Below are 23,428 nucleotides of genomic sequence, written 5' to 3'. Positions count from 1 at the left end.
TAGCGTATTTATGGAAAACCCGGCGGGCCGCAGATTGATCTGCGGCCCGCCGGGTTCTTTCGTGCGGGAGGGCTTGCGGGCCCGCCGGTGTGCGCACCGCGGCCTCAGCGCAGGAAGACGCGCAGCTGCGGGGCCTTGCCCGCCTCGAACTGCCAAACGCCGGTGTCCCAGCCGGGAAAAGGTACGCCGCTCTCAAAGTCGGAGAGGGAAGCGAGGCGGTAGTTCCCGCTTGGGGTCACGCCACCCGACCCCTCTGCGTAAAGGGGCCCGGCCAGCCAGTAGCAGCCGTCCATGGTGTAGGAAAGGCCCGTGTTCAGGCGGGCCACGATGCCGCCGGTAAAACGGGTGCTCTGAAGCGTGGCAAGGGAATAGCAGTTGCGGATGGTATTTGTGCCGCCCCAAAATGCCCCGGCAATTCCGCCGGAGGCAACGGAGCTCGAAATGTTGCCCCGGCCGCAGCAGTTCTCGATCGTCGAGTCATAGAGTGTGCTTACTACGGGACCGCCCATCGGGTCGCTTGTGCTGCCCGTGATGTTCACATCGGCGTAGCAGCAGGCGATGTGCGAGTTGATGGCCGTCCCCACCACGCCCCCGATGTCGCTGTCGGTGAGGATCTCCCCGCTGACCACCCCGAGATTTTCGATGGTGCTGCTTTGAATTGCCCCAAACAACCCGGCGGTGTTCTCATCCAGGGTCAGATGAAAGGACATATTTTGCACCAGATGCCCGTTCCCGTCGTAGTGGCCGATGAAGATGCCGGGGTAGTCGGGATAGGTCGTGTAGCCGATCGGCCTCCAGTTGCCGTTGGCGGGGTCCCCGTCGCTGTCGTAACCACGAAGGTCGATGTCGCAGGTCTGGAGGAAATACTGCCCCTGCTGGAGGTGCCGGCCATTGTTCAGGTGCTGGAGCTGCTGCGGCGTGCTCACCAAAAAGGGGTTCCTTTCGGTGCCGTCGCCGTAGTAGAAGGGTTGTTCGTAGGTTGACAGCCCGGTGCAGCCGCAGCCGCCCGAAAGGGTGATTTTCTGCTCCCGCATGCCGGGGGTATCCAGTCCCTGACGGCGCGGGTCCACGCTGGCGCTCACCCGCAGCCAGAGGACGGTCCCGGGAATCGAGGGGTCGAAGCCGTAGGCCTCCAGGAACACCGGAGAGGCGGTGACGCCCTCCTTCCTGTCCAGCAGGTTTTCGGGCAGCGCGTCGGCGGCCGAGGAGCCGAGATAGAGCTCGAAGGTGTAGTCCGCCCGGCTGTCCGGGGTGAAGGGCACGCTGATCCCCCAGCCGGCGCCGTTTGGATTGCGCTCAAAGGCGGCTCCCTGCGCGTTGGCGCTCAACGCGAGCGCACAGGCCAACAGGACCATAGCGGGGAGCGCGGTGCGAAGTTTTTTCATCTGTTCTGTCCTCCTTCGGAAATAGGTACGGAAAAAACCGTTAGTAACCTTGTCTGCCGGTCAACGGGGAGGGAGCAGCCCCGGCAGAAATGTGGTTTTCTCTTGCAGAAAGCGGAAAAACAGGATATAATTAGGAAAAATAAACGGGTAGAAAGAAGCCCGTTCTAATTGAAACGTGGTTTTTCACATGGAAATGACCGCCAGACAAGGTTACTACGGGTCTTTTTTTGATTCGCCGCGTGCGTGTCCTGCCTGGAAAAACGGTATGCAGCAGAAGCCGCGGCTGAGAAAAAGCCTTTTAAAAAAGTGGATTAGGACGTGGGAAACCGGGGTAAACTTTCTGTAAAGGATGGGCAATACCACTTGATTTTTCGGGATGTTATGGTAAAATGACTGTAGTATTTTTAATGGAGGTGTATCACCAATGGCATATAAAATTTCTGACGAGTGCATCAGCTGCGGCGCCTGCGAGCCCGAGTGCCCGGTTAACGCGATTTCCGAGGGCGATGGCAAGTATGTGATCGATGCGGAGACCTGCATTTCCTGCGGCGCTTGCGCCGGGGTCTGCCCGGTCGGCGCTCCGAAAGAGGACTAATCCTGTCCCGGACAAGCTGAATAATGAACAAAAAAGGAACGCTGCAAGGCTTTGCAGCGTTCCTTTTTTGCTCTTTTGCGCGGGGGAATAAAAATGGGGCCTGCCTGTAGGGCGGTGCGCGGAACCTGCCCTCGCGCCCCTGGGCAGATTGTATGGATTTTTTGTCGGGGAAATGGTGAAAATGTGTGAGAATGTCATTGACAAAACAGTATTGACTGAGTAATAATATTATACAGCTTATAATATAGATAAAATGATAGGATCAAGAAGGGGGCGGGATTTTGCAGCTAATAGGGTCCATGATGCTGGAGGCCTGCGTGCTGGCGATTCTGGCGCGGCAGGACAGCTACGGCTATGAGCTGACCAACGGGATCAAGGCGCTGATGGAGATTTCCGAATCGACGCTCTATCCGATCCTGCGGCGCCTGCGCCGGGAGGGGCTGCTGGAGACCTATGACATGGCCTGCCAGGGGCGAAACCGGCGCTATTACCGGCTGACCGAGGCGGGGCGAAGCCGCAACGAACTGTATTTAAGCAAGTGGCGGTATTACCGCACGCTGCTCGACCAGATTCTCGAAGGGCAGCCGGCCGTGGTCATCGGCAGACAGGATACCGAAAAGTGAAGTTTTTAAATTGTTCACGGTTCCATCACGAATTTCCCATATTCGTTTTTTATTGTTAGAAGGCCCGCCTTTTTATATGCACAGGGCCTTTACCGGGTGGAATGACGGCAAAGACGCAGTTTTCGCAACAGATTATGAATTTAGCTAAAAGGGGTACATAACGGTGAAAAAGAACAAGAAAAAGATTTTGATTGTCCTTGGCTGCGCCGCAGTGGTGATCCTCGCGGCAATCGGCGTGGGGATGATGGGAAGCAAGGCCCCGGCCGTGCCGGCGCAGGCCGAGGCCGAGGATGAGATCCGCGTCAGCGCGCTGAACCCGCAGGTGGGCGATCTGGAGGTCACCACCGAATTTATCGGGAAGGTCCAGCCCGACGAGTCGGTCAACATCTTCCCCAAGATGGCCGGCACGGTGCTGACCACCTACTTCAAGGTGGGCGACACCGTCAGAAAGGGCGACCTGCTCTACGAGATCGACCCGTCCGATGTGCAGACCCAGGTGCAGACCGCCCAGGCGGCCTATAATCTGCAGGTCGCCCAGGCCGAGAGCACCAAGGGCAGCGGGATCGCCAGCCAGAAGCTGCAGAGCTCCTCGAGCTTCTCCCAGGCCAAGAACGGCTATAAGACGGCGCTGGACAACCTGGATACCTACAATGAGGACACCAGCCTCGACAAGCTGGAGGATGATATGGACGATCTGCAGGACGAGGTCGACGAGATGGAGGATTACGTCGCCCGGCTGCAGGCGGCCGTCAAGCAGGCGGCGACCGTGGGCAGCAGCAAGGAGCTGCAGAGCCTCAAGGAACAGCTCGCCTCGGCCCAGACCGACTACGCCAAGCTGAAATCCACCTATGAGACGGTCAAGGCCCAGTGGCGGGCGACCAAGGATGGGGACGACCCGACGCTCAAGAACCTGCGCACCGCCCTGCGCAACGCGGCCACCGCCATGGAGACCGCCGAGGAATCGGCGCGCATCACCGAGGAGCTGGCCATTCCCGAGACCGAGAACATCGTGGACGCCACTTTGGCCAGCGCCAAGGCGGGGCTGGATGCGGCCATGAAGCAGATGGAGTATACCAAGGTGACCTCCCCCATCGACGGGGTGATCGAGCTGAAAAGCGTGGAGGACCACGGACAGACCGCCCCCACCAGCCCGGCCTACGTGGTTTCCAACAAGGAGATCATGGTGGTCAAGTTCGGCGTGCCCGCCAGCGCCCTGGAGCACATGGCGGTCGGCGACCAGGTAACGATTGAGAACGGCGGCAGGACCTATACCGGCTCGGTGGTCGAGGTGGGCTCCCGCCTCGACGAGCAGAGCGGCCTGTTCCCCTGCAAGGCGCGTATCGATGCCGACCCGGGCGAGCTCTACAGCGGCATTTCGGTCAAGGTGACCGCGCCCACCGCCAAGGCCAAGGAGGCGGTGCTCCTGCCGGTGGACTGCATCTATCACGACGGCGGGGAGACCTTCGTCTATGTGCTGACCGCCGAAGGGACCGCCAGGAAGACCCCGGTGGAGACCGGGATCACCAACGACGAAACCATTGAGGTGCTCTCGGGGATCAGCACCGAGGACCTGGTGATCGACAGCTGGAATGCCACTCTGGTCGACGGGACCAAGGTGAAACAAGTCGGGTCCGAGGGCGCAGACAGCCCCCAGGGGCCGGCGGCCCCGCAGGGGGAGGCCCAGAGCGAAGCCGGGGAGAGCTCCTCCCAGGCCGGGGAAGCCCCGGGTCAGGAGGGTTAACCTCGTATGCGTAATTTGACAAAGATTGCATTAAAACGTCCTGTTTCAATTTTGGTTTGTATCATCACCCTGGTGGTGTTCGGCGTATCCTCCTTGATCGGCACGCCGCTCGAGCTGACGCCGAACATGGAGATGCCGATGTTCATCGTCACCACCATCTACCCCGGCGCGGGCCCGGAGGAGGTCCAGGACCTGGTGACCAAGGAGCTGGAAAGCTCGGTCTCCACCCTGTCAGGGCTCAAGAACGTCGATTCCCGCTCAATGGAGAATATGTCCCTGCTGATCCTGGAGATGGAGTACGGCACCGATATGGACGTGGCCCACACCGACCTGCAGAAGAAGCTGGACATGGCGGAAAACGGCCTGCCCGACGAGGTGACCACCGCCCCGACCATCATCGAGATGACCATGGATTCCATGCCGGTCATCCAGCTGGCGGTCGAGCAGACGGGGGACGTCGACCTGCTCAACTACCTGAACGACAACATCGTGCCCGACTTTGAGAAGATCACCGGCGTGGCCGAGGTAAACGTCTACGGCGGGCAGGAGAGCTACGTGCAGGTCCGGCTCGACGAGCAGAAGCTGCGGCAGTACGGACTGGATATGTCCACGGTTTGCAGCATGGTGGCCAGCTCCGACTTCTCGCTGCCGGTCGGCTCGGCCGACCAGGGCAGCCTGTCGCTGAGCCTGCGCGGCGGGGTGAGCTATCCGAGCCCCGAGGCGCTCGCAAAGCTGCCTCTGACCCTGAAAAGCGGGGACATCATCCACCTTTCGGACATCGCCACCGTCAGCCAGACGCAGAAGAAGTCGGACAGCGTCAGCCGCTACAACGGCCGGGATGCGGTGAGCATGAGCCTGACCAAGCGCGCGAGCGCGTCCACCAACGCGGTCACCGGCGCGGTGATCCGCCAGGTTGAGCAGATCAACCAGAAGGACAAGGCGATCCAGCTCGACGTCATCTTCAACCAGAGCGACGAGATCTGGAACTCCCTGTGGGGGGTCATCGAGTCGATGATCCTGGCCATCGCGATCTCGATGGTGGTGCTCTACCTCTTCCTGGGCGACATCAAGGCGTCGCTGATCGTCGGCACCTCGATGCCGACCTCGGTGCTGGTCACCCTGATCATCATGTCCTTCTCGGGCATGACCTTCAACATGCTCTCCCTGGGAGGGCTCACCATCGGCGTCGGCATGATGGTGGACAACGCGATCGTCGTGCTGGACAGCTGCTTTAAAAAGCGCGACGAGCACCGCACCTTCAAGGACGCGGCGCTCGAGGGCGCGGGGATCGTGGCCAGCGCGGTCACGGCCTCCACCCTGACCACCGTCGTGGTCTTCCTGCCCATCGCGCTCATGCAGGGCATGTCCGGCCAGCTCTTCAAGGACGTCGGTTTCACCATCGTCTTTGCGCTGACCGCCTCGCTGATTTCGGCGCTGACTTTGGTGCCGCTGCTCTTCTTAAAGTTTAAACCTGTGGAAAAGAAGGACGCACTGGTCAACCGCGCGCTACGCAAGGTTGAGCAGAAGTACGCCGTCCTCATCAAGAAATCCCTCGGGCACAAGAAGCTGGTCGTGCTCGTGGCGGTCGTGCTGCTGGTGGTCTCCTTCATGCTGGTGCCCTTTATCGGTGTGGAGCTCATGCCCAGCACCGACAGCGGTCAGATCAGTATCAGCATCTCCACCCGTCCCGGCCTCAAGCTCGAGGAGACCAGCAAGATTATCAGCCGGGTCGAGGGCCTCATCGGGCAGTACCCCGACGTGGACCGGTATATGGTCTCCGGTTCGGACGGCGGCGGCGAAGGCGCGGCCTCCTTCTCGATTTATCTGAAGGACGAGCGCAAGATGTCCACCTATGACATCGTCGACGAGCTGCGCCAAGAAACCAAGGACTATCTCAACTGCGACGTGCAGGTCTCGGCCGCCAGCATGATGTCCATGGGCGGGACCGACACGGTGGTGGTCAACCTGATCGGCAACGACCGCGACAAGCTTCAGGATGCGGCCGGCCAGGTCAAGGAGCTGATGTACCAGAACCCGGGCGTTGTGACCGTCACCTCCAGCCTCTCGGACGGCAGCCCGCAGGCCGAGATCGTGGTCGATCCGGTCAAATCCGGCGCGGTCGGCCTCACCCCGGTCCAGGTCATGGGAACCCTAAACAGCATGATCAGCGGCAAGAACGTCACCAACATCCGCATGGGCGACCACGACTATGACATCTGGGTCGAGTTCCCCGAGGACACCTACCAGACGGTCGGGGACCTTGGGGCGATCAACCTGACTGCCCCTTCGGGCGCGCAGGTGCCGCTGCTGGACATCGCCACCATCGAGTATTCCAACAGCCCGCAGATGATCACCCGGCACAACAACCAGTACACCGTGTCGATCACCGCGCAGACCACCACCAAGAACGCGGCCAAGATCAACAACGAGGTGACCACCGCGGCCATGGGCATGCAGCTGCCCGAGGGCGTGGACCACTACATGGGCGGCCAGAACGAGCAGATGGCCGAGGAGTTTTCAGCCATCTTCGCGGCGCTCGGCACGGCGATCTTCCTGGTCTTCGTGGTCATGGCGATCCAGTTCGAGTCGATGCGCTTCTCTCTGATGGTTATGATTTCGGTGCCCTTCTCGCTGATCGGCGCCTTCCTGGGATTGCTGCTGACCCGGACCACCATCAGCATGACCAGCCTGATGGGCTTCATCATGCTCGTGGGCATCGTGGTCAACAACGCCATCGTGCTCATCGATTATACCAACCAGCTGCGCGAGGGCGGCATGAAGGTGCGCAACGCCCTGATCAAGGCGGGACGCTCCCGTCTGCGCCCGATCCTGATGACCACCCTGACCACCGTGCTCGGCATGGTGCCGCTGGCGGTCGGACTCGGGAGCAACGGCGAGATGATGCGCGGCATGGCGATGGTGGTCATCGGGGGCCTGAGCGCCTCGACCATCCTCACGCTGGTGCTGATCCCGACCTTCTACCTGATCCTGTCCAAGCGGGACGAGAAGAACCCGAACCTGCGCGGGGACGACGACTTCGACCCCGAAAAACCCAAGATCGAGTATCACCAGGAGCTGCCCGACGACCTCAACCAGTCGGACGACTTCCCGGAGATCCAGCCGATCTGACGGGCAAACAGATAAAAGAGGCCCGGCGCAGAATCTCTGCGCCGGGCTTTTTACAGGTTTTCTTCGATGAAGTGCTCCGGGTACTGCTCCCAGTATTTTCGGTAGACCCGCCCCTCCCGCCCGTCCAGGTTGAGCTGGTACATCCGGAAGGTCACGGGGAAGTTTTTGGGCTGCCACTGCTCCACATAGGAATAGCGGTAGGTCATGCCGAGCTTTCGCATGATGGCGCCGCTGCGGGGATTGTTGACGTCGTGGGTCGCCGTGATGTAGGGGAGGTCCGTGCACTTTAGCATCTCCACCACCGCGCGGCAGGCCTCGGTCATGATCCCGCGGTGCCAGTAGTCCTTATGCAGCCCGTAACCGAGGTCGTGGCTGTCCTGCCCGCTCACATGCAGGTAGCCGACCGGCGCGCCCTCCTCCCGCAGGCAGACGGCGTAGTGCCAGCCGTCCGGGTTGCCCAGGTAATGCTCTTTTAGGTATGCTTTTGCCTGCGGGAGACTTGCGAGCGGGAACATCGGCAAAAACCGGTTGACCTGCACGTCGCTCAAAATCTCGAACAGGGCCTGCGCGTCGTCTTCATGGAATTCGCGCAGCAGCAGGCGCTGTGTTTTTAAAACAGGGAATCTTTCCATTTGTAAGTTCCTTTCCATGGTGCCGCGCCCATTTTACTCTGTTGCGGGGAAAATGGCAATGCCCCCGCATTCGGCACAAGGGGCTTGCGCTGTCCGGATTTTTTTTGTATAATAGAAAGGTATCAGCCGGTATGGCGGAATTGGCAGACGCACGGGACTCAAAATCCCGCGGTAGCGATACCGTGTCGGTTCGACCCCGACTACCGGCACCAGCGGCGGGCCGCCGCACCCGATTCGCGCTCCTCACGAAAATGGGGGGCGCGATTTGCTTTGCCCGCGCCGAAAGTTTTATTAAGATATAAAAAATAGGTATTGACTTTTATCCGTACATAAACTGTTGTAAATGTACGGCAATAAGTGAGGTGATGACTTGAGCCCGAGAATAGGACGACCTCCCAGTGCTAACCCAAAGCAAGAAAGAACGGAAATCCGTCTAACAAAAGAGGACAAGGAGATTCTAGAGTATTGCTGCAAGGTGACTGGAAAGTCGAAGTCTGACATTGTTCGAGAGGGCATATACGAAGTATATGCAAAGTTGGACAAGTCGGATAAAAAATGAAGGAAGCGGCGCTCTCCCACAAAGACAACACCGCTTCCTACACACAAACCGGCACCGCCCAAAGGCAGATACAGCGTAAATATTATACCACGCTTGCCCACCTAAAACAAGCGTGCATGCGCTGCAAAACCGCTTGTGCCGTGCCGGGTGACAGAATGAAAGGGAGTATTTGTTGTGGTCATCCGTGGAATCAGGAAAAATTTATATGAGCCGCTGTGCAAGGCCTTGCTGGAGCGCGCGCAGCTCGAACCGCTCAGCGCCAGCTTTACCGTTACCATGCAGATCGACGGCGAGGAACTCGTGCTGCGCCTGCAGCCGGATAGCCATCACCGCCTGGTCATTTTGCAGGCGCTGCTCATCGAGCGCCAGGGCGGCGCGCCCCGCGTCACCCTGATCACCGACGGGCCTTCGCTCAGCGCCTATCTGGGGATCCTGCTCGAGCAGACGCTGCGGCGCTGCAGGGCTTCATAAGCTGATCTGAACAATGTCCCCATCCCGGCTGGTCACGTCCACCAGATCGAGGTGGGGATATTTTTTCTTGAGCCGCAGGATTTCGCCGATCAGCCGGTCCAGGTCCTGGGCGCCGATGGCGCCGAGATTGGTTTTGGTTTCCCGCTCGATCTGCTGGATCAGCAGCCTCGCCAAGGGCCGGTTGACGAGCATCCGGGTGGGAAAGCGCAGGTGGATGGGCGGGGCGCCCTTATGGCGGATCAGAATTTTCATAATGACACTTTCCTCTCTGGACGTTTCGTTCCGGTTTCGCTTTGCGAAATTGCCGCCGTTGGCGGCAAAGGAGTGAAACTCCCTGTTTGAAAGCTTGCTTTCAAACTTTCCTCTCTGGACGTTTCGTTCCGGTTTCGCCTTGCGAAATTGCCGCCGATGGCGGCAAAGGAGCGAAACTACTCCACCACGATCTCGACCAGGTCCCCGTTGGCGGCCTCCACCTCGACCAGTTTGCCGATGACCCCTTTTTCGACCATCAGGAGCAGCTGTCCGATGTCCAGCGAGCGCAGCGCCTCGCTGCCCGCGAACTGCGGAATCTGGGTGCCCATCTCCAGCGCGATCTTGATCAGCGGCAGGGGCAGGTTGACCCGCACATGGTCCCCGGCGACGGTGTTCACCACCACCTTGAAGAGCATGTCGTCCAGGTTTTTGCGCCCCTCGGCGGGCTGCAGGCTGGTCTCGGGCTTGGGCGCGGTGTGCAGCAGGTCGTCCACCGTGGTGTCGAACAGCTCGGCGAGCTTGGGCAGCAGCAGGATGTCCGGACAGGAGAGGTCGTTCTCCCACTTGGAGACCGCCTGGGCCGAAACGCCCAGCAGCTCGGCCAGCTCGTCCTGGGTCAGGCCCTTGTCCTTGCGGTATTGTGCGATCTTCTTTCCAATGGTATATTCCATGGTCAATGTCTCCTCCAAATCTAATTGGCGCCAAACGGCGCGGTAGGTTTCTCATGTTCCAACAAGTTGCGCTTCCTGTTGTCCTTAGTTTAACGCAAACAATCCGCCCGGGGAATGGATCAAAGGTTGTATCGGCGCCGATTTTTGAAACCATCGGTTGAGAATTCCATCAACCACCGGTTGAATCGCGGGGGACAGAGGAAATTCCTTGTACCATCATACCGCATAATCTTGCGCGTTGCCAGCGAAAACCATCGCTTTTGCCGCTGTTTTATGATAGGATAAAGAAAAAGGAGGCGGCAGTCATGCAAAAGGCTTGGACTTATCAGACGGAACTTGGCGAACTCACCCTGGCCGAAAATGGGGAGGCGCTCACCCGCCTCTCATTCGGCGGCGGCCTGCCGCAGGGTGCCGCGCGGGAGGAAACGCCCCTGCTGCAAAAGGCGCACGGCCAGCTCACCGAGTACCTGGCGGGGGAGCGCCGCCGCTTCGAGCTGCCGCTCGCGCCGGAGGGCACCCCCTTCGAGCAGGCGGTCTGGGCACAGCTTTTAAAGATCCCCTACGGCGAGACCTGCACCTATGGCGGGATCGCCGCGCGCCTGGGCAAGCCGGGCGCCTCGCGGGCGGTCGGGATGGCCAACCACCGCAACCCCATCGGGATCATTATCCCCTGCCACCGGGTGATCGGGAAGGACGGGAGCCTGACCGGCTATGCCGGCGGCCTGGGGATCAAGGAGCGGCTCTTAATATTGGAGGGGGCGCTGCCGCAGCGGCTGACGGTTTAGCGGCCCGGGTGCTGGGGACGCCGGTCCTCGATGTTCAGCGTGAGAGTGCCGGGCAGATGAAAGATTTCCTCCTTGATGAATTCGGGGTAGAGGCAGCAATCCCTCAGCTGCTGGAACGGCAGCCAGGAAAAGGCGAACCGGTGCGCGCCCCCCTCGGTCGTGACGAAGCGCTCCCCCCGGTCGAGCAGCCCGGTGCCGGAAACGTCCACCAGGAAGTACAGGCACAGCTCATGGTAGCGCTCGCCGCTGACCTCCTCGGTGAAGAAGGCCTCGTTGATCCAAAGCGGGCGGACGATATGCGCAGTGACCATAAGCTCCTCGCGCAGCTCCCGCAGCAGGGCGACCTGCGCCTGTTCGTGCAGGGCGACCCGCCCGCCCGGGAGGTAGGAATAGGGACTGGTTTCGTCCTTCATCACCAGCAGCCGCCCGTCCTGCGGGATGACCGCGCAGACCCGGTAATTGAACCGGCCCTCCGGCGTCGGAAAGGATATATCCATACTTCTCTCTTCTTTCCTGCTTTTTGGCTTGAGTGTACCATATCCCGCCGGCGCGCACAAGGCGGGGAGTCCGGCCGGCAAAAATCAGGCGGGAAGACGATAGCTTTTTATTTCGCCCTGTAGTATAATGACAGAAAGCAGAGCAGGGAGGTGAGCGGGATGAAACGTCTGCGTCTGCGGCGGGTGGATTTGCAGGTCACCTTCTTCACGGCGGCGATCGTGCTGGTTTCCAGCATGCTCATTTCCTTTTTTTATTACCGCTTCGCCTACGACGATATGATCGGCACCCTGAACGAGCGGGTGGAGTCGATCTACGGCTATCTGGACCAGACGCTGGACAAGTCCACCTTCACCGAGATCAACACGCGAGAGGACCAGCAGAAGCCCTCCTACCAGCAGACCAAGCAGCTGTTGGCCGACCTGCGGGCGACCACCGGGGTGCGTTACCTCTATACCGCCAAGCAGAACGAGGCGGGCGAGTTCATCTATGTGGTGGACGGGCTGCCCTCGGATGCGGAGGATTTCCGCTTTGCCGGCGACCCGATCGAGCCGGAGATCAAGGGGGACATGCAGCGCGCGCTGGACGGCGAGGTGGTCCTCCCGGACAATATCAAGAAGACCGACTGGGGGAAGATTTTCATCACCTACGTCCCGATCCATGACGGGGAGCGGGTGGTCGGGGTGCTGGGGATCGAGTTCGAGGCCGAGCACCAGTATAACACCTACCGCAATCTCCGGCTGGCCACCCCGCTGATCGTGCTGTTTGCCTGCTTGGTTTCGGCGGGGCTAGCGCTGGTGTTCTTCCGGCGGGTCTCCAACCCCACCTTCCAGGACATGGCCAATACCGACCAGCTCACCCAGCTGAAGAACCGCAACGCCTACGACGTGGACATCGAAAACATGATTGCCCGGGGCGAGGGGAGCGGCTACGGCGTGGTTGTGATGGATCTCAACGGGCTAAAGTCGGTCAACGACACGCTGGGCCACCATGCGGGGGACCTCTATATCCAGGCGGCGGCCGGCGCTCTGCGGCGCGCCGCACAGGGCGGGGAGGTGCTCTACCGGATCGGCGGGGACGAATTCGTGGTTCTGATCAAGGACGCCACCCGCGAGCGGCTGGACTTCTTTATGGAACGGGTGCGCCAGGAATTCGAGCGTTCCCGGAAGGACTGTGTGAGCGAGCTGTCGGCGGCGATGGGCTGCGCGCTGCACGATGAAACGCAGGGCGAGACGATCTATGCGACCTACTGCCGGGCGGACAGTGAGATGTATCGGGACAAGCGGGTTTTCCACCGCGCATCCGGAATGCCCCTCTGACCGGGAGAATCCATACCGGCCCGGGCTGCCCATGGACGGCCCCGGAACCGGCTGTATGTGTGTTTGCGGCGGCTTGCCGCTAAAAAATTTTGATCAGGCGAAATTGCGCCGCCCTCTCAAAAACCGGGAGGGCGGCGCTGCTTTTTCGTTTTTTTGCATGCACTGCAATAAAATACCGGCTGCCGGCCCGCCTTGCGGACAAGGCAACAGCCTTTCCCATGCGTCATAGGATAGACCGGAGCCTCGACCGGGCTCCGGTCAGGAATACATATCGTAGCGGGCGAAGCCCGCCGAAAAGGGTGAGGAAACATGCCATACGATACCCGGGAGCTGTTTGCCCGGCTGCTGCAGTGCGAGGCGGGCGGCGAAGGGGATAACGGTATGGCGGCGGTGGCGGCGGTGGTAATGAACCGCGCCACCGTGCCGTACGGAGAATTTTTCAGGATCAGCCAGGGCGGAAACGTCCGCAATATTATCGAACAGCAGGGACAGTTCAATTGTATGAAGGATGTGCTCGCGGGGCGTTACAATTCGCAGAACGTCTGGAACATGGACCCGCAGGAAATCCATTACGCGATCGCCGACTGGGCGCTGGGCGGCAACACTATGCAGGGGGTCGACAATTCCCTCTTCTTTTATAACCCCTACAGCCCCCGGTGCGCAAACTATTTCCCGCCCGGCGGGGCCGGGGTGATCCACAACCGGATCAACCAGCACTGTTTTTACGTTCCAACAGAAAAATATGCCAGCACCTGACGGTGCCTATTTCGGCGGGCCGCCCGCCGTCAAGAGGCGGCGGCTGCGGCGGCATGCGTTACATAAGGCCGCGGCCGATGGAGAATAAGATGGACCAAACTACCTCTATGCCACAGCAAACCTTTACCGGATACCCCATTACGCCCTGCGTCACGCCCGAGTGTGTGCGCGCGCTTAACCTCCCGCCGCTGGCGGGCGATACCTATGCCGGCGCGGCGCCGGTACCCTCGACCTCGAACATCGGCGCCTTCCAGGGAATGGCGGGCGGGCAAACCCTGGCGCAGGGCGGGATGGTTCCCCAGTCCACCGCCATGCAGCAGAGCAGCACGCCCATCACCCCGATGAACCAGCCCATGCCGCTGACGGTGGAGAACCTGATGTATCTCAACGGCTATCTGCGCACCCAGATCGGGCGCAAGGTGACGGTGGAATTTTTAGTGGGAACCAGTACCATTGTGGATCGTACGGGTATCTTGCTCGAGGTCGGGGCAAACTATATCCTGATCAACGAAACCGAAACCGACGACATCCTCGCGTGCGATTTCTACAACATCAAATTTGTCCGCTTCTATTATTGATGGCCGCCTCCCGGCCCGCCGGCCGGCGGGCCGGGAGAGGACCTGTCATACCGAGAAAAACAGGGAAGAAAATAGAAGAATTTGTATTGACTTATTTTTTTGTGTATGCTATCATATTATACGTCGCTGGACGGAGATTGACCTTCTGCGGCGATGAAACCATGATATGCTGGTGTAGCTCAGTTGGTAGAGCAGCTGATTTGTAATCAGCAGGTCGGGGGTTCAAGTCCGTCCACCAGCTCCACTTTCTGGCTGGACAGGCCGTCCAATTGAATATGGGAGAGTTCCCGAGTGGCCAAAGGGGGCAGACTGTAAATCTGTTGTCATCGACTTCGATGGTTCGAATCCATCCTCTCCCACCAACAAAATCTTCATTTGTCCCTTTGTGGGGTGGATGAGGATTTTTTCTTTCCCCCGTTTACACGCGAAAGTTTACGGGTATTTCGACATGGGCGATTGACAAAAATACTCTCTGGCTATAATATTAGCAGGTGTTGTCCAGACGACGAATTTCTTCTAGCGAAAATTGATTCATCGGCCTGAATGGCTAGAGTCGAACAATGCGCTAATTATCCTCCCTTGTGCCACGCGTCTGGCAGACGGCAATAGAAAAAACACCCGTGGAAGGGCGGCCAGAAACTGTTCCGTGCCCTTTATCGTTTACAGGCAGCAGATTCTATCTGCTGCCTGTAAACTTTTTTATGTACTCCTCGAACGACGGTGCTTTTTCGCGCTCTCAAAAAATTTTAGCTCGCCTGATACTGCTCCATCTTCACACGAAGGCAGCGGCGGATGTCAGTCAGGCTCTGGCGGTCGAGCTGATAATAGTCCATGATCTCCGCATCGGTGTACCGGTTGATATAGGCCCAGGCGACCCGCTTTTCCCGGAAACCCAGGTGGGAGAGATAGTCGCGCAGCATGACGGAATTTACAAAGTCCCCCTGTACGGCGGCCAGCCGCCCGATGGCCGGCTCATCCCGGTCCGGCGGAATATAATCCAAAGAAAAACCGCTTTCGGGGCGCTTGCAGCGGTTGTATTCCCGTTTGGCCAACAGGACATGGTCGCGCACACAGAAGAAGGCGTATTCCCAGAATTCGTAACTCCCCTCATGGGCGGGGTAGGAGTGGAAAGCAAAGACAAAGCCTTTCCAGCCCTCCATCAGACAGTCCTCCCATTCCAGGCAGCCGCCGTAGAGCCGGCAGACCCCTTCGACAAAATGCATTCCCTCCTGTACGAGGCCGGACGGTATGTGCTTTCTCTGTTTCATTTGGCCTCCTTTTTGCGTCCCTTGTCCAGCTTCTGAGCCAGCTCAACGGGATTCGGGGCCTTGAGCGGGCGTTGCCGGGTGCCTACCCAGAGCTGGTTCTTTTCGCTCCATACGACCTGGTAACGCGCGGGCAGAGAAATCCCCCGCTCGACCAGACCACGGGTAAAATCGACCGCTTTCACCGAGCCGTCCTTGGGGAAGCGGAAGGTTGCCTCTCCCTGCTCGTCCAAGAGGATCGTTTCTTTGTCCCTGCTGACGAGGACGCGCAGCTCCCGGGTATGTAGGCATGCCATCAGCTTGGCGTTGAGCGAGATGTGCCCGCTTGAGTTGATGTTGATGCAAGGTCCGATGCCGGGGGCCCTCGGCTGGGTGAGGACCTCGAAGTCGTCTAAATTTAATTTGACGTCCTGTGTTGACAAAACATCACGTCCTTTCGTCCCTCTTTGATCCTAGCATAGCTGGAATACCCGGCAAATACAATTCGTATTTTGAATGAGATAACGGGCAAATGATTGTCTGCTTTTCCACTGGTATTCGACTTTCCGGAAGTGGTACAGTAAAATGTTGACGGCATGCGAATAATATCGTGACAGCGCTGTGATCACTGTTATGGACGGCGTCCGGTTGTGCTATAATGGTATAAAAGAATGCAGATCAAAAAGGCGGTGAAGCGATGAAACAGCAATCCTTATTTGAATCCCCGGCGGCGAGCCCCCTGGCCAGCCGGCTGCGTCCGCGCAATCTCGAGGAGTTCGTCGGGCAGCGGCACCTGCTTGGGGAAGGAAAGGTGCTGCGCCAGCTGATCGAGGGGGACATGGTCTCTTCAATGATCTTCTGGGGGCCGCCCGGGGTGGGGAAGACCACCCTTGCGCGGATCATCGCCAACAAAACCAAGGCGCAGTTCATCGACTTCAGCGCGGTCACCAGCGGGATCAAGGAGATCCGGGAGGTGATGAACCAAGCGGAGAAGAGCCGGATGCTGGGGGAGAAGACGATTCTCTTCGTGGACGAGATCCACCGCTTCAACAAGGCCCAGCAGGACGCCTTCCTGCCCTTCGTGGAAAAGGGATCGATCGTCCTGATCGGCGCTACCACCGAGAATCCGTCCTTCGAGATCAACTCGGCGCTGCTCTCCCGCTGCAAGGTGTTCGTGTTGCAGGCGCTGAGCGGCGAGGAGCTCACCGAGCTGCTGCAAAACGCCCTGCGGGACGAGCGCGGCTTCGGCAAGCAACAGATCGAAATTGCGCCCGAGCTGCTTTCCATGATCGCCGTCTTTGCCAACGGGGATGCGCGGGTTGCGCTGAGCACCCTGGAGATGGTGGTCCTTAACGGCGAGCGGGAGGGCGAACGCACCGTGGTAAAGCGCGAAACGCTCGAGCAGTGCACCAGCAAAAAATCCCTTCTTTACGACAAGAACGGGGAGGAGCACTACAACCTCATTTCGGCGCTGCACAAGTCAATGCGCAACTCCGACCCGGACGCGGCCATCTACTGGCTGGCGCGCATGCTCGAGGCGGGGGAGGACCCGCTCTACGTGGCGCGGCGGCTGGTGCGCTTTGCGAGCGAGGACGTGGGGATGGCGGACAGCCGCGCGCTGCAGCTGGCGGTATCCGCCTACCAGGCCTGCCACTTCATCGGCATGCCCGAGTGCGACGTGATCCTGACCCATATTGTGACCTACCTCTCGCTGGCGCCCAAGTCCAATTCCCTCTATGTCGCCTATGGAAAGGCCAAGGGGGATGCGGCCAAGATGCTCGCCGAGCCGGTGCCGCTGCAGATCCGCAACGCGCCCACGCGGCTGATGAAGGAGCTGCACTACGGCGAAGGGTACCAGTACGCACACGACACCGAGGACAAGCTGACCGACATGCAGTGCCTGCCGGACAGCCTGCAGGGGCGCAAGTACTACCAGCCCACCGAGCAGGGGAGCGAAGCGCGGGTAAAGGAGCGCCTGCGTCAGATCGAGGCTTGGCGGCAGCAGCGGCAGCGGGGCGCTGCTGCCGATTCGCGCAAGGAGTAGGGCACAAGGCGGCCATGCTCAGCCCGCGGCAGCGGGCCGCTGCTCCCTATTCACGAAGGGGCTTGCCATGCGCGGCGCTCTGAACGAGGGGGTTCCAAGGGGGCAAACGGCGCCGATGGCGCCGTACCCTTCTGGCGGGTGTCCAGCGGGCGGAGCCTGCTGGGCGCTCCCCGCAGGGAGCGAAACTCTTTAGCGCCAGTGAAGCGCGGGGAGGGGGAACCCCCAAGAGGGGGTTCCCCAAAAAACATGACGCTTGGCTTTTGGGCTGAGAGGGCGAGGAGCGCTAATCGCGCTCCTCGCCCTCTTCTGGTTTCCGTTTGTTTTATCGCAGCACAGAGAGTGTGATTTGCATATGCTCAATAAATTGACCATATGGTGCCTTAATTCGCAAACTTTTTGTAAACATCTTCCTACCCCTTTAAAAATATGACAAAATACGCTAGAATAAGAGGGTACGTACGCCCAGCAACCAAACCCAAAAAGGAGTACCATGATGGCACAGATGAAACACCGCATCCTCTCTTTCGTGATGAGCGCCGCGGCGGCCCTTTCCCTGATGGCGCCCCTGACAACGACGGCCTATGCACTCAATGTCAACGACCCCAAGCCGGGCCAGCAGACATTCAATGTGCGCGACAAAAATTCCTCCTCGTCCGAGCCCAAAATCAATATCAAGAACGGCTCGTCGAGCTCCAAGAAGGTCCAGATCAAGGACAGCGGCTCGTCGAGCAGCGCGTCGCCCAAAATCAACGTCAAGTCCTCCGGGAACGCCGGTTCCGGCGGCCGGGACGGCGACACCTTCTCGGTGGCGAAGATCAAGGAATACGCCAAGGAGATCGACAACGTATCCGATGACTTCCTCAAGGTCATCCGCAACAAGTCCACCATCTCCCTGTCGCAGTTTGAGGACTATGCGGTCAAGTACAAGCTGCCCATCGAGCTGATCCAGCGCTTCTACGACGACCGGTTCGTCTTTAAGAGCGGGAACAAGTTCCAGTTCATCTCCCTCGACCCGAACCTTTCGCGCAACGTCTACGACTGGGACAACCTGGTTTATAAGGACAACAACGAGGTCAAGTACGTGCGCGACGGCGCTTCCCGCGCGCTCAAGGGGATCGACGTTTCGACCCACCAGGGGACCATCGACTGGAAGAAGGTCAAAAACGACGGGGTCAAGTTCGCCATGATCCGGGTGGGCTACCGCGGCTACGGCACCGGAAAGATCATGCTCGACGATCAGTTTAAGCGCAACATCAAGAACGCCACCGCCAACGGGATCAAGGTTGGGGTCTATTTCTACTCCCAGGCCATCACCACCAAGGAAGCGGTGGAGGAGGCCGAGTTCGTGCTCGACAACATCAAGGGCTACGACATCGACTATCCGGTGGTCTTCGACATCGAGGACGCCCCCTCCGCCAGCGCGCGTACCCGCAGTCTGACCGCCTCCAAGGCGACCCAGGTCGCCAAGGCATTCTGCGAGCGGATCGAGCAGGGCGGCTACCGGCCGATGATTTACACCTATACCAAATATTTCGTCACCGAGATCAACATGGGCAGCCTGACCAAATATGACAAGTGGGTGGCCCAGTATTACAAGCGTCCCTTCTTCCCCTATAAGTTCCAGATGCTGCAATACACCAGCAAGGGCAAGGTGGACGGGATCAAGGGGAATGTGGACATGAACCTCTGCTTTACGAGCTATCCCAAGTAAAATTTCCCCCAAAGATGAATAACCCGGCCCCGGTTTGGATAAACCTACCATAAGGAAGGAAGTGCCGCCCATGAAATGGCTGTACAAGCTGGAGCGCAAATACGGCAGGTTTTGCATCCCGAACCTGATGCTCTATGTGGTGCTGACCATGCTCTGCGTCTATGCCATGACATATATCTTCGGGGTGCCGCTCGTGTCCTATCTGGGGCTATCCCTGCCCACGCTGCTCAGCGGGCAGGTCTGGCGGCTGGTGACCTTTATTTTCATCCCGCCGGCGACCTCGGTCATCGGCCTGGCGTTCACCCTGTATTTTTACTATTTTGTGGGCAGCGCGCTGGAAAACGAATGGGGCTCGTTCGAGTTCAACGTCTACTACCTGTTTGGGATGGTCGGGGCGATCATTGCGGCGCTGCTCAGCGGCTACGCGGACAACACCTATCTCAACCTGTCGTTGTTTTTGGCCTTTGCGCAGCTTTTCCCGGAGGAGCGGCTGATGCTCTTTTACCTGATCCCGGTGAAGGTCAAGTGGCTGGCCTATGTGGATTGGGTGCTGTTCGGGCTGGCGTTGGTTTTCGGGAACTGGAGCACCCGTGCGGCGGCGCTCGCTTCGCTGATCAATTTCTTCATTTTCTTCGGGCCCGGCTTCATCCAGCGGATGAAGCAGAACCGGCAGTACGCCGCGACCCGGAAAAACTGGAAGCGCCAGATGAACCAAAACGACCGGTTCCGGCACTACTAAGGAATGAATCAAAAACCGCTGCTGCCGATTCGCGAAAGAACTCGTTCGCAGGGCGGCAAAGCCCAGCCCGCGCTGTGAATGCGAGCGCGGCAAAGAACAAATAAAAAACGCGGTGGAGAAATCCACCGCGTTTTTCTGTTGTGTGTAAAACGGGTTTCCAAGCGGCGGGCCGCCGCTCCCTATACGCGAAAGGACTAGCGTGCAGGGCAGCAATGCTCAGCCCGCGTTCTGAATGAGAGGGTTCCAAGGGGGCAAACGGCGCCGATGGCGCCGTACCCTTCTGGCGGGTGTCCAGCGGGCGGAGCCTGCTGGGCGCTCCCCGCAGGGAGCGAAACTCCTTAGCGCCAGCGAAGCGCGGGGAGGGGGAATCGGGCCTCCAGTGGAGGGCCGAGGGGGAACCCCCAAGAGGGGGTTCCCCTAAAAAGCCTGCTCCCCGGCGGCGGAACCCTCTCCGGCAGCGGAACCCTCTCCGGCAGCGGAACCCTCCCCGGCAGCGGAATCCTCCCCGGCGGGCGGGAGGTAGTGGAAAATGTCGGTAAACTGACATTCCAGTGCGAAGCAGAGGCGTTCGGCCACATCGAGGGTCACGAATTTTATTTTGTTCTGGCGGTAACGGCGGAGCTGTTCGGGGCGGATTTGGGCGCGGCGGCAGAGCCCGGCATCGGTGAGGCCGCGTTTGCGCATGATCTCGTCGGGGTTAAAGACGATGCGTCCGCAATCGTCTCCCGGGTGGTAAGCACGCAAGGGGATACCTCCTTTTCAATCTGAATGGTACAGCCCCTGAGCAGGGCCAAGAGCTCGAGCAGGACGGCGACGTAGGAGCCATAGAGCCTAAAGGGTTTTCTTTTCATTCTGTCTTTTCTCCACTGCACGGATGTGCCGCATAAGAACAAAATTTATGTACTGCGAAAAGTTCCTTCCGTCCATACGGGCGTATTGGGTAATTTTATCTACAACATCGCTGTCCAATGTGATGCTGACTTTTTCTTTTAACGGGCTGGTAACCGGGCTCATCGTTTCCCCTCCTTGATGCCCCTATAATATCCTAAAAATATGAGAAGCGCATACAGAAAAAGATAAAGTAAGACGGGGTAGTGAAAAGTAGAATAATATACATTCTTCAATAGAAATTAGTATAAAGACTACCATTTTATTTTTTAAGGGGATATAATCCCCCCTTAAAAAATAAATACTGTGTTGGGGAACCCCCTCTTGGGGGTTCCCCGTCCGACCTTCCACTGGAAGCTCGGCCTCCCCTCCCCGCGCCTCGCTACGCTTTTAAGACCGTGGGGCGCCGCCCCACGCCCCGCCAAAGGGTCTTTGTCCCTTTGGAAACCCGTTTTATACGCAACAGAAAAACGCGGTGGATTTTCCACCGCGTTTTTTTATTTGTTCTTCTCTTTGCTCTCATTCAGAGCGCGGGCTGAGCATTTCCGCGTTGCAACCTAGTCCTTTCGCGAATCGGGGGCGGCAGCCTGCTGCAGAATTTCCAGCACCCGCAGCGTCTCCTCCCAGGGCAGGATGGGACTTTGCGTCAGACCCTGTTCAATGCATTCCTCCACATGCCGGGTTTCGTACTCGTACCCGTCGCACTCGAACTGCCGCTCGAATACCCGCACGCTGCCGTCCCGCAAATGCGCCGTCGCACGCCGGCAGTAAAAAAAGTTTTCCAGCTCCACATACCCCTTCGAGCCGTATAGGTATGCGTTGTCCGGGATTTCATGCACAATGCTCGCGTAAAGCAAAGCCTGCCTGCCGCCGGGATAGTCGAGGATCGCACTGGTATAGAGATCCACCCCGCGTTCGCTGAGCGTGCGGCTGCTCTGAACTCTCTGCGGGCTGCTGCCGAATAGCATGCAGGCGAGCGTCACCGGGTAAAAGCCCCCGTCCAGCAGCGCACCGCCCGCCAGGTCAGGGTCAAGCAGCCGGTGGTTGGGGTTTTGCAGCACGTCGTCAATCCCAAAGTCCGCTTTCATGGCCCCGACCTCGCCGATCAGCCCGCCGCGCACCGCATCGAGTACCTCCAGCAGCAGCGGGTGGAACCGGCACCATGCCGCTTCCATAATAAAACGGTTCGCCGCCCGCGCAGCCTCGAACACCGCGCGAGCCTCGGCGGTGGTCACCGTAAAAGGCTTTTCGCAGAGCACATGCTTGCCTTCTCCCAGGCAGAGCGCGCACATCCCGGCGTGCAGGTTGTGCGGCAGCGCGATGTAACAAATATCCACCTCACCGCTGCGCGCCACCTCCTCGTAGCTTTGGGCGGCATGGGGGATTCCGTATTTCTTCGCAAATTTCTTTGCCTTCTCCGGATTGCGCGAGGCTACCATCGTCACCGGGGCCCCGGTAAATTGCAGCGCCTCGGTCAGCTCGCCGGCTACCACCCCGGTCCCAAGGATTCCCCAGCGCAGGCGTTTTTCCATCTGTATCCCCTCCGTCATCAAGATAAAATTTTAGTAAGATTTTAGTTCGAGTTCATGGCCGGTCTTTTCCATACCGTACTATATTACCCTTGATATTGTCAAGTTTCTGATCGATTTGTCATAAAAAAGACAAATGAAAAAGAAAAAATCTATTGACATTTACGAGGTAAAATGATATTTTTTAGTAAACTAAAGCATAAATTTTACTAAAATTTTTAAAAGGAGGCGGAGGGATGGCCAGACTTAAGGATATTGCGCAGCAGGCTGGCGTATCGCTGGCGACCGTCTCACGGGTACTCAACCATGACGAGAGCTTTTCCATTTCCAACGCCACCAAGCAGAAGGTCCTCTCCGCGGCGCAGGAGCTGGAATATCACGTCTCCGAGCGCGCCAAGGAGCAGGAGAGCGAGCTGCGCCTGCAGGTGCTTTTGCTTTATGACGAGCTGCAGGAGATCGGGGACCCGTATTATCTCACCGTGCGCACCAACGTCAAGGACGAGGCGAAGAGCCGTGGCCTGCGGGTGAAGGAGTATTTCTGCCCGCCGGGGCAGGACCCGCCGAAAAAGCTGAGCGAATATGACGGGATCATCGTCATCGGCAGCACCGACAGCTGGAGCCGCGAGCTCGAGGAGCAGGTACAGATCAGCCGCCGTCCGGTGGTGTTTGTCGATTTCCTGCCCGACTTCCCCGGCGCGGACTATGTGGTGCCCGACTTCCGGGACCTGATGGAGCGCACGCTGGGCTACCTCTTCTCGCTGGGCTATGAGGAGGTCGGCTACATCGGCGGGACGGATTACGACAACCGCAACCGCTGCCCGATTCTGGACCTGCGTGAAAAGTATTTTGAGGAGATCATGAAGCTACGCGGGTGCTTCCATCCGGAATATATCTATGTGGACGGAAAGGTGGAGTGCTCCACCGGCCACGAGCTGATGGAGCGGGCCGTCGCCGCGGGGAAGCTGCCCAGAGCCTTCTTTGTGGAGAACGATTCGATGGCGATCGGGGCGATCAAGGCGCTGCGTGAGCATGGGATCAAGGTGCCGCAGCAGGTGGCGATCGTCGGCTGCAACGACAACCCCATGGCCCAGTTCATGACCCCGGCGCTGACCACCGCCAAGATCCACAACGACCTGATGGGCCGCATGGCGGTGCGCACCATCGAGGAACGCATCCACACCGGCAGGGAGGTCGGGATCAAGATCGTGGTCCCCAACACCCTGAAGATTCGCCAGAGCTGCGGCGGCGCGCTGCCGCGGGCCCAGGCGGCCAACCTCTAAAT

The 23,428-nt window shown here is 59.0% G+C and carries 24 protein-coding genes and 3 tRNA genes; 17 read left to right on the top strand and 10 right to left on the bottom strand.

Annotated elements, in window-relative coordinates; all coding sequences use genetic code 11:
* Positions 1 to 104 precede the first annotated feature (104 nt).
* Positions 105 to 1,385 (bottom strand): hypothetical protein, encoded by a 1,281-nt coding sequence (locus tag EDD78_RS00680; RefSeq protein ID WP_132083461.1) that lies wholly within the window; start codon positions 1,383 to 1,385, stop codon positions 105 to 107.
* A 424-nt stretch (positions 1,386 to 1,809) separates the two neighbouring features.
* Here EDD78_RS00680 and fdxA point away from each other — a divergent pair, with 424 nt between their 5' ends.
* The 4 genes from fdxA to EDD78_RS00660 all read left to right on the top strand — a co-directional run bounded on the left by fdxA (position 1,810) and on the right by EDD78_RS00660 (position 7,473).
* Entirely contained in the window at positions 1,810 to 1,980 is a 171-nt protein-coding gene (gene fdxA / locus EDD78_RS00675; RefSeq protein ID WP_079700256.1) for a 4Fe-4S ferredoxin, read from the top strand.
* Positions 1,981 to 2,261: 281 nt separating this feature from the next.
* A complete protein-coding gene (locus tag EDD78_RS00670) occupies positions 2,262 to 2,603 on the top strand; it encodes a PadR family transcriptional regulator (RefSeq protein ID WP_242942210.1) in 342 nt (113 codons plus the stop codon).
* 163 nt (positions 2,604 to 2,766) lie between these two features.
* Entirely contained in the window at positions 2,767 to 4,344 is a 1,578-nt protein-coding gene (locus EDD78_RS00665) for an efflux RND transporter periplasmic adaptor subunit (RefSeq protein ID WP_132083459.1), read from the top strand.
* A 6-nt stretch (positions 4,345 to 4,350) separates the two neighbouring features.
* Positions 4,351 to 7,473 (top strand): efflux RND transporter permease subunit, encoded by a 3,123-nt coding sequence (locus EDD78_RS00660; RefSeq protein ID WP_079700253.1) that lies wholly within the window; start codon positions 4,351 to 4,353, stop codon positions 7,471 to 7,473.
* 50 nt (positions 7,474 to 7,523) lie between these two features.
* On the opposite strand, the gene EDD78_RS00655 is transcribed toward EDD78_RS00660, so the two are convergent.
* Positions 7,524 to 8,105 (bottom strand): GNAT family N-acetyltransferase, encoded by a 582-nt coding sequence (locus tag EDD78_RS00655; RefSeq protein WP_079700252.1) that lies wholly within the window; start codon positions 8,103 to 8,105, stop codon positions 7,524 to 7,526.
* 125 nt (positions 8,106 to 8,230) lie between these two features.
* Between EDD78_RS00655 and EDD78_RS00650 the strand changes: the two genes are divergently transcribed.
* The 3 genes from EDD78_RS00650 (at position 8,231) to EDD78_RS00640 (ending at position 9,135) form a co-directional block, all read left to right on the top strand.
* Positions 8,231 to 8,317 (top strand) — tRNA-Leu (locus EDD78_RS00650).
* 158 nt (positions 8,318 to 8,475) lie between these two features.
* Positions 8,476 to 8,664, top strand: a complete 189-nt coding sequence (locus EDD78_RS00645; RefSeq protein WP_079700251.1) for a ribbon-helix-helix protein, CopG family — start codon at positions 8,476 to 8,478, stop codon at positions 8,662 to 8,664.
* Positions 8,665 to 8,838: 174 nt separating this feature from the next.
* Positions 8,839 to 9,135: a hypothetical protein gene (locus EDD78_RS00640; RefSeq protein WP_132083457.1), complete on the top strand. Its 297-nt coding sequence runs from the start codon at positions 8,839 to 8,841 to the stop codon at positions 9,133 to 9,135.
* Here the strand turns inward: EDD78_RS00640 and EDD78_RS00635 are convergent.
* Both EDD78_RS00635 and EDD78_RS00630 read right to left on the bottom strand, forming a co-directional pair.
* Positions 9,130 to 9,387 (bottom strand): hypothetical protein, encoded by a 258-nt coding sequence (locus EDD78_RS00635; RefSeq protein ID WP_132083455.1) that lies wholly within the window; start codon positions 9,385 to 9,387, stop codon positions 9,130 to 9,132. The two genes, EDD78_RS00640 and EDD78_RS00635, sit on opposite strands and share 6 nt — an antisense overlap.
* A gap of 176 nt (positions 9,388 to 9,563) precedes the next feature.
* Positions 9,564 to 10,058, bottom strand: coding sequence for a helix-turn-helix transcriptional regulator (locus tag EDD78_RS00630; RefSeq protein WP_132083453.1), 495 nt, complete (start codon positions 10,056 to 10,058; stop codon positions 9,564 to 9,566).
* Between the two features lie 305 nt (positions 10,059 to 10,363).
* On the opposite strand from EDD78_RS00630, the gene EDD78_RS00625 reads away from it, so the two are divergent.
* On the top strand, positions 10,364 to 10,843 hold the full coding sequence (locus tag EDD78_RS00625) for a methylated-DNA--[protein]-cysteine S-methyltransferase (RefSeq protein ID WP_132083451.1): 480 nt from the start codon (positions 10,364 to 10,366) through the stop codon (positions 10,841 to 10,843).
* On the opposite strand, the gene EDD78_RS00620 is transcribed toward EDD78_RS00625, so the two are convergent.
* The gene (locus EDD78_RS00620) at positions 10,840 to 11,340 is read right to left on the bottom strand and encodes an NUDIX hydrolase (protein ID WP_132083449.1); all 501 of its coding nucleotides are present in this window, start codon (positions 11,338 to 11,340) and stop codon (positions 10,840 to 10,842) included. The two genes, EDD78_RS00625 and EDD78_RS00620, sit on opposite strands and share 4 nt — an antisense overlap.
* 159 nt (positions 11,341 to 11,499) lie before the next feature.
* On the opposite strand from EDD78_RS00620, the gene EDD78_RS00615 reads away from it, so the two are divergent.
* The 5 genes from EDD78_RS00615 to EDD78_RS00595 all read left to right on the top strand — a co-directional run bounded on the left by EDD78_RS00615 (position 11,500) and on the right by EDD78_RS00595 (position 14,353).
* Positions 11,500 to 12,657 carry a GGDEF domain-containing protein gene (locus EDD78_RS00615; protein ID WP_079700246.1) on the top strand — a complete coding sequence of 386 codons (1,158 nt, stop codon included), beginning with the start codon at positions 11,500 to 11,502 and terminating at the stop codon, positions 12,655 to 12,657.
* Positions 12,658 to 12,966: 309 nt separating this feature from the next.
* Positions 12,967 to 13,413 (top strand): cell wall hydrolase, encoded by a 447-nt coding sequence (locus EDD78_RS00610; protein WP_079700245.1) that lies wholly within the window; start codon positions 12,967 to 12,969, stop codon positions 13,411 to 13,413.
* A 107-nt stretch (positions 13,414 to 13,520) separates the two neighbouring features.
* Complete coding sequence (locus tag EDD78_RS14130) at positions 13,521 to 13,991, top strand: hypothetical protein (RefSeq protein WP_286170647.1); 471 nt, start codon at positions 13,521 to 13,523, stop codon at positions 13,989 to 13,991.
* Positions 13,992 to 14,159: 168 nt separating this feature from the next.
* A tRNA-Thr gene (locus EDD78_RS00600) sits at positions 14,160 to 14,235 on the top strand.
* Positions 14,236 to 14,268: 33 nt separating this feature from the next.
* Positions 14,269 to 14,353, top strand: a tRNA-Tyr gene (locus EDD78_RS00595).
* 384 nt (positions 14,354 to 14,737) lie between these two features.
* Here the strand turns inward: EDD78_RS00595 and EDD78_RS00590 are convergent.
* Together EDD78_RS00590 and EDD78_RS00585 are read right to left on the bottom strand one after the other, a co-directional pair.
* Entirely contained in the window at positions 14,738 to 15,259 is a 522-nt protein-coding gene (locus tag EDD78_RS00590) for a hypothetical protein (protein WP_132083447.1), read from the bottom strand.
* On the bottom strand, positions 15,256 to 15,678 hold the full coding sequence (locus EDD78_RS00585; protein WP_132083445.1) for a hypothetical protein: 423 nt from the start codon (positions 15,676 to 15,678) through the stop codon (positions 15,256 to 15,258). The genes EDD78_RS00590 and EDD78_RS00585 overlap by 4 nt, the downstream gene beginning before the upstream one ends.
* A 254-nt stretch (positions 15,679 to 15,932) precedes the next feature.
* On the opposite strand from EDD78_RS00585, the gene EDD78_RS00580 reads away from it, so the two are divergent.
* The 3 genes from EDD78_RS00580 (at position 15,933) to EDD78_RS00570 (ending at position 19,729) form a co-directional block, all read left to right on the top strand.
* On the top strand, positions 15,933 to 17,279 hold the full coding sequence (locus EDD78_RS00580) for a replication-associated recombination protein A (RefSeq protein ID WP_132083443.1): 1,347 nt from the start codon (positions 15,933 to 15,935) through the stop codon (positions 17,277 to 17,279).
* A gap of 493 nt (positions 17,280 to 17,772) precedes the next feature.
* Positions 17,773 to 18,990 (top strand): glycoside hydrolase family 25 protein, encoded by a 1,218-nt coding sequence (locus EDD78_RS00575; protein WP_159449065.1) that lies wholly within the window; start codon positions 17,773 to 17,775, stop codon positions 18,988 to 18,990.
* Positions 18,991 to 19,060: 70 nt separating this feature from the next.
* The gene (locus EDD78_RS00570; RefSeq protein WP_079700240.1) at positions 19,061 to 19,729 is read left to right on the top strand and encodes a rhomboid family intramembrane serine protease; all 669 of its coding nucleotides are present in this window, start codon (positions 19,061 to 19,063) and stop codon (positions 19,727 to 19,729) included.
* A 417-nt stretch (positions 19,730 to 20,146) separates the two neighbouring features.
* On the opposite strand, the gene EDD78_RS00565 is transcribed toward EDD78_RS00570, so the two are convergent.
* The 3 genes from EDD78_RS00565 to EDD78_RS00555 form a co-directional block, all read right to left on the bottom strand.
* Positions 20,147 to 20,473 carry a helix-turn-helix domain-containing protein gene (locus EDD78_RS00565; RefSeq protein ID WP_132083441.1) on the bottom strand — a complete coding sequence of 109 codons (327 nt, stop codon included), beginning with the start codon at positions 20,471 to 20,473 and terminating at the stop codon, positions 20,147 to 20,149.
* Positions 20,474 to 20,560: 87 nt separating this feature from the next.
* Positions 20,561 to 20,743, bottom strand: coding sequence for a hypothetical protein (locus tag EDD78_RS00560; RefSeq protein ID WP_079700238.1), 183 nt, complete (start codon positions 20,741 to 20,743; stop codon positions 20,561 to 20,563).
* Between the two features lie 431 nt (positions 20,744 to 21,174).
* A complete protein-coding gene (locus EDD78_RS00555; protein WP_165873048.1) occupies positions 21,175 to 22,149 on the bottom strand; it encodes a Gfo/Idh/MocA family protein in 975 nt (324 codons plus the stop codon).
* 233 nt (positions 22,150 to 22,382) lie between these two features.
* On the opposite strand from EDD78_RS00555, the gene EDD78_RS00550 reads away from it, so the two are divergent.
* Positions 22,383 to 23,426: a LacI family DNA-binding transcriptional regulator gene (locus EDD78_RS00550; protein ID WP_079700236.1), complete on the top strand. Its 1,044-nt coding sequence runs from the start codon at positions 22,383 to 22,385 to the stop codon at positions 23,424 to 23,426.
* Positions 23,427 to 23,428 lie beyond the last annotated feature (2 nt).

Source organism: Harryflintia acetispora, assembly GCA_004340125.1.
GTDB lineage: Bacteria > Bacillota > Clostridia > Oscillospirales > Ruminococcaceae > Harryflintia > Harryflintia acetispora.
The sequence above is the reverse complement of the archived record's forward strand: the minus strand, read 5'-3'. Positions and strand labels throughout refer to the sequence as shown.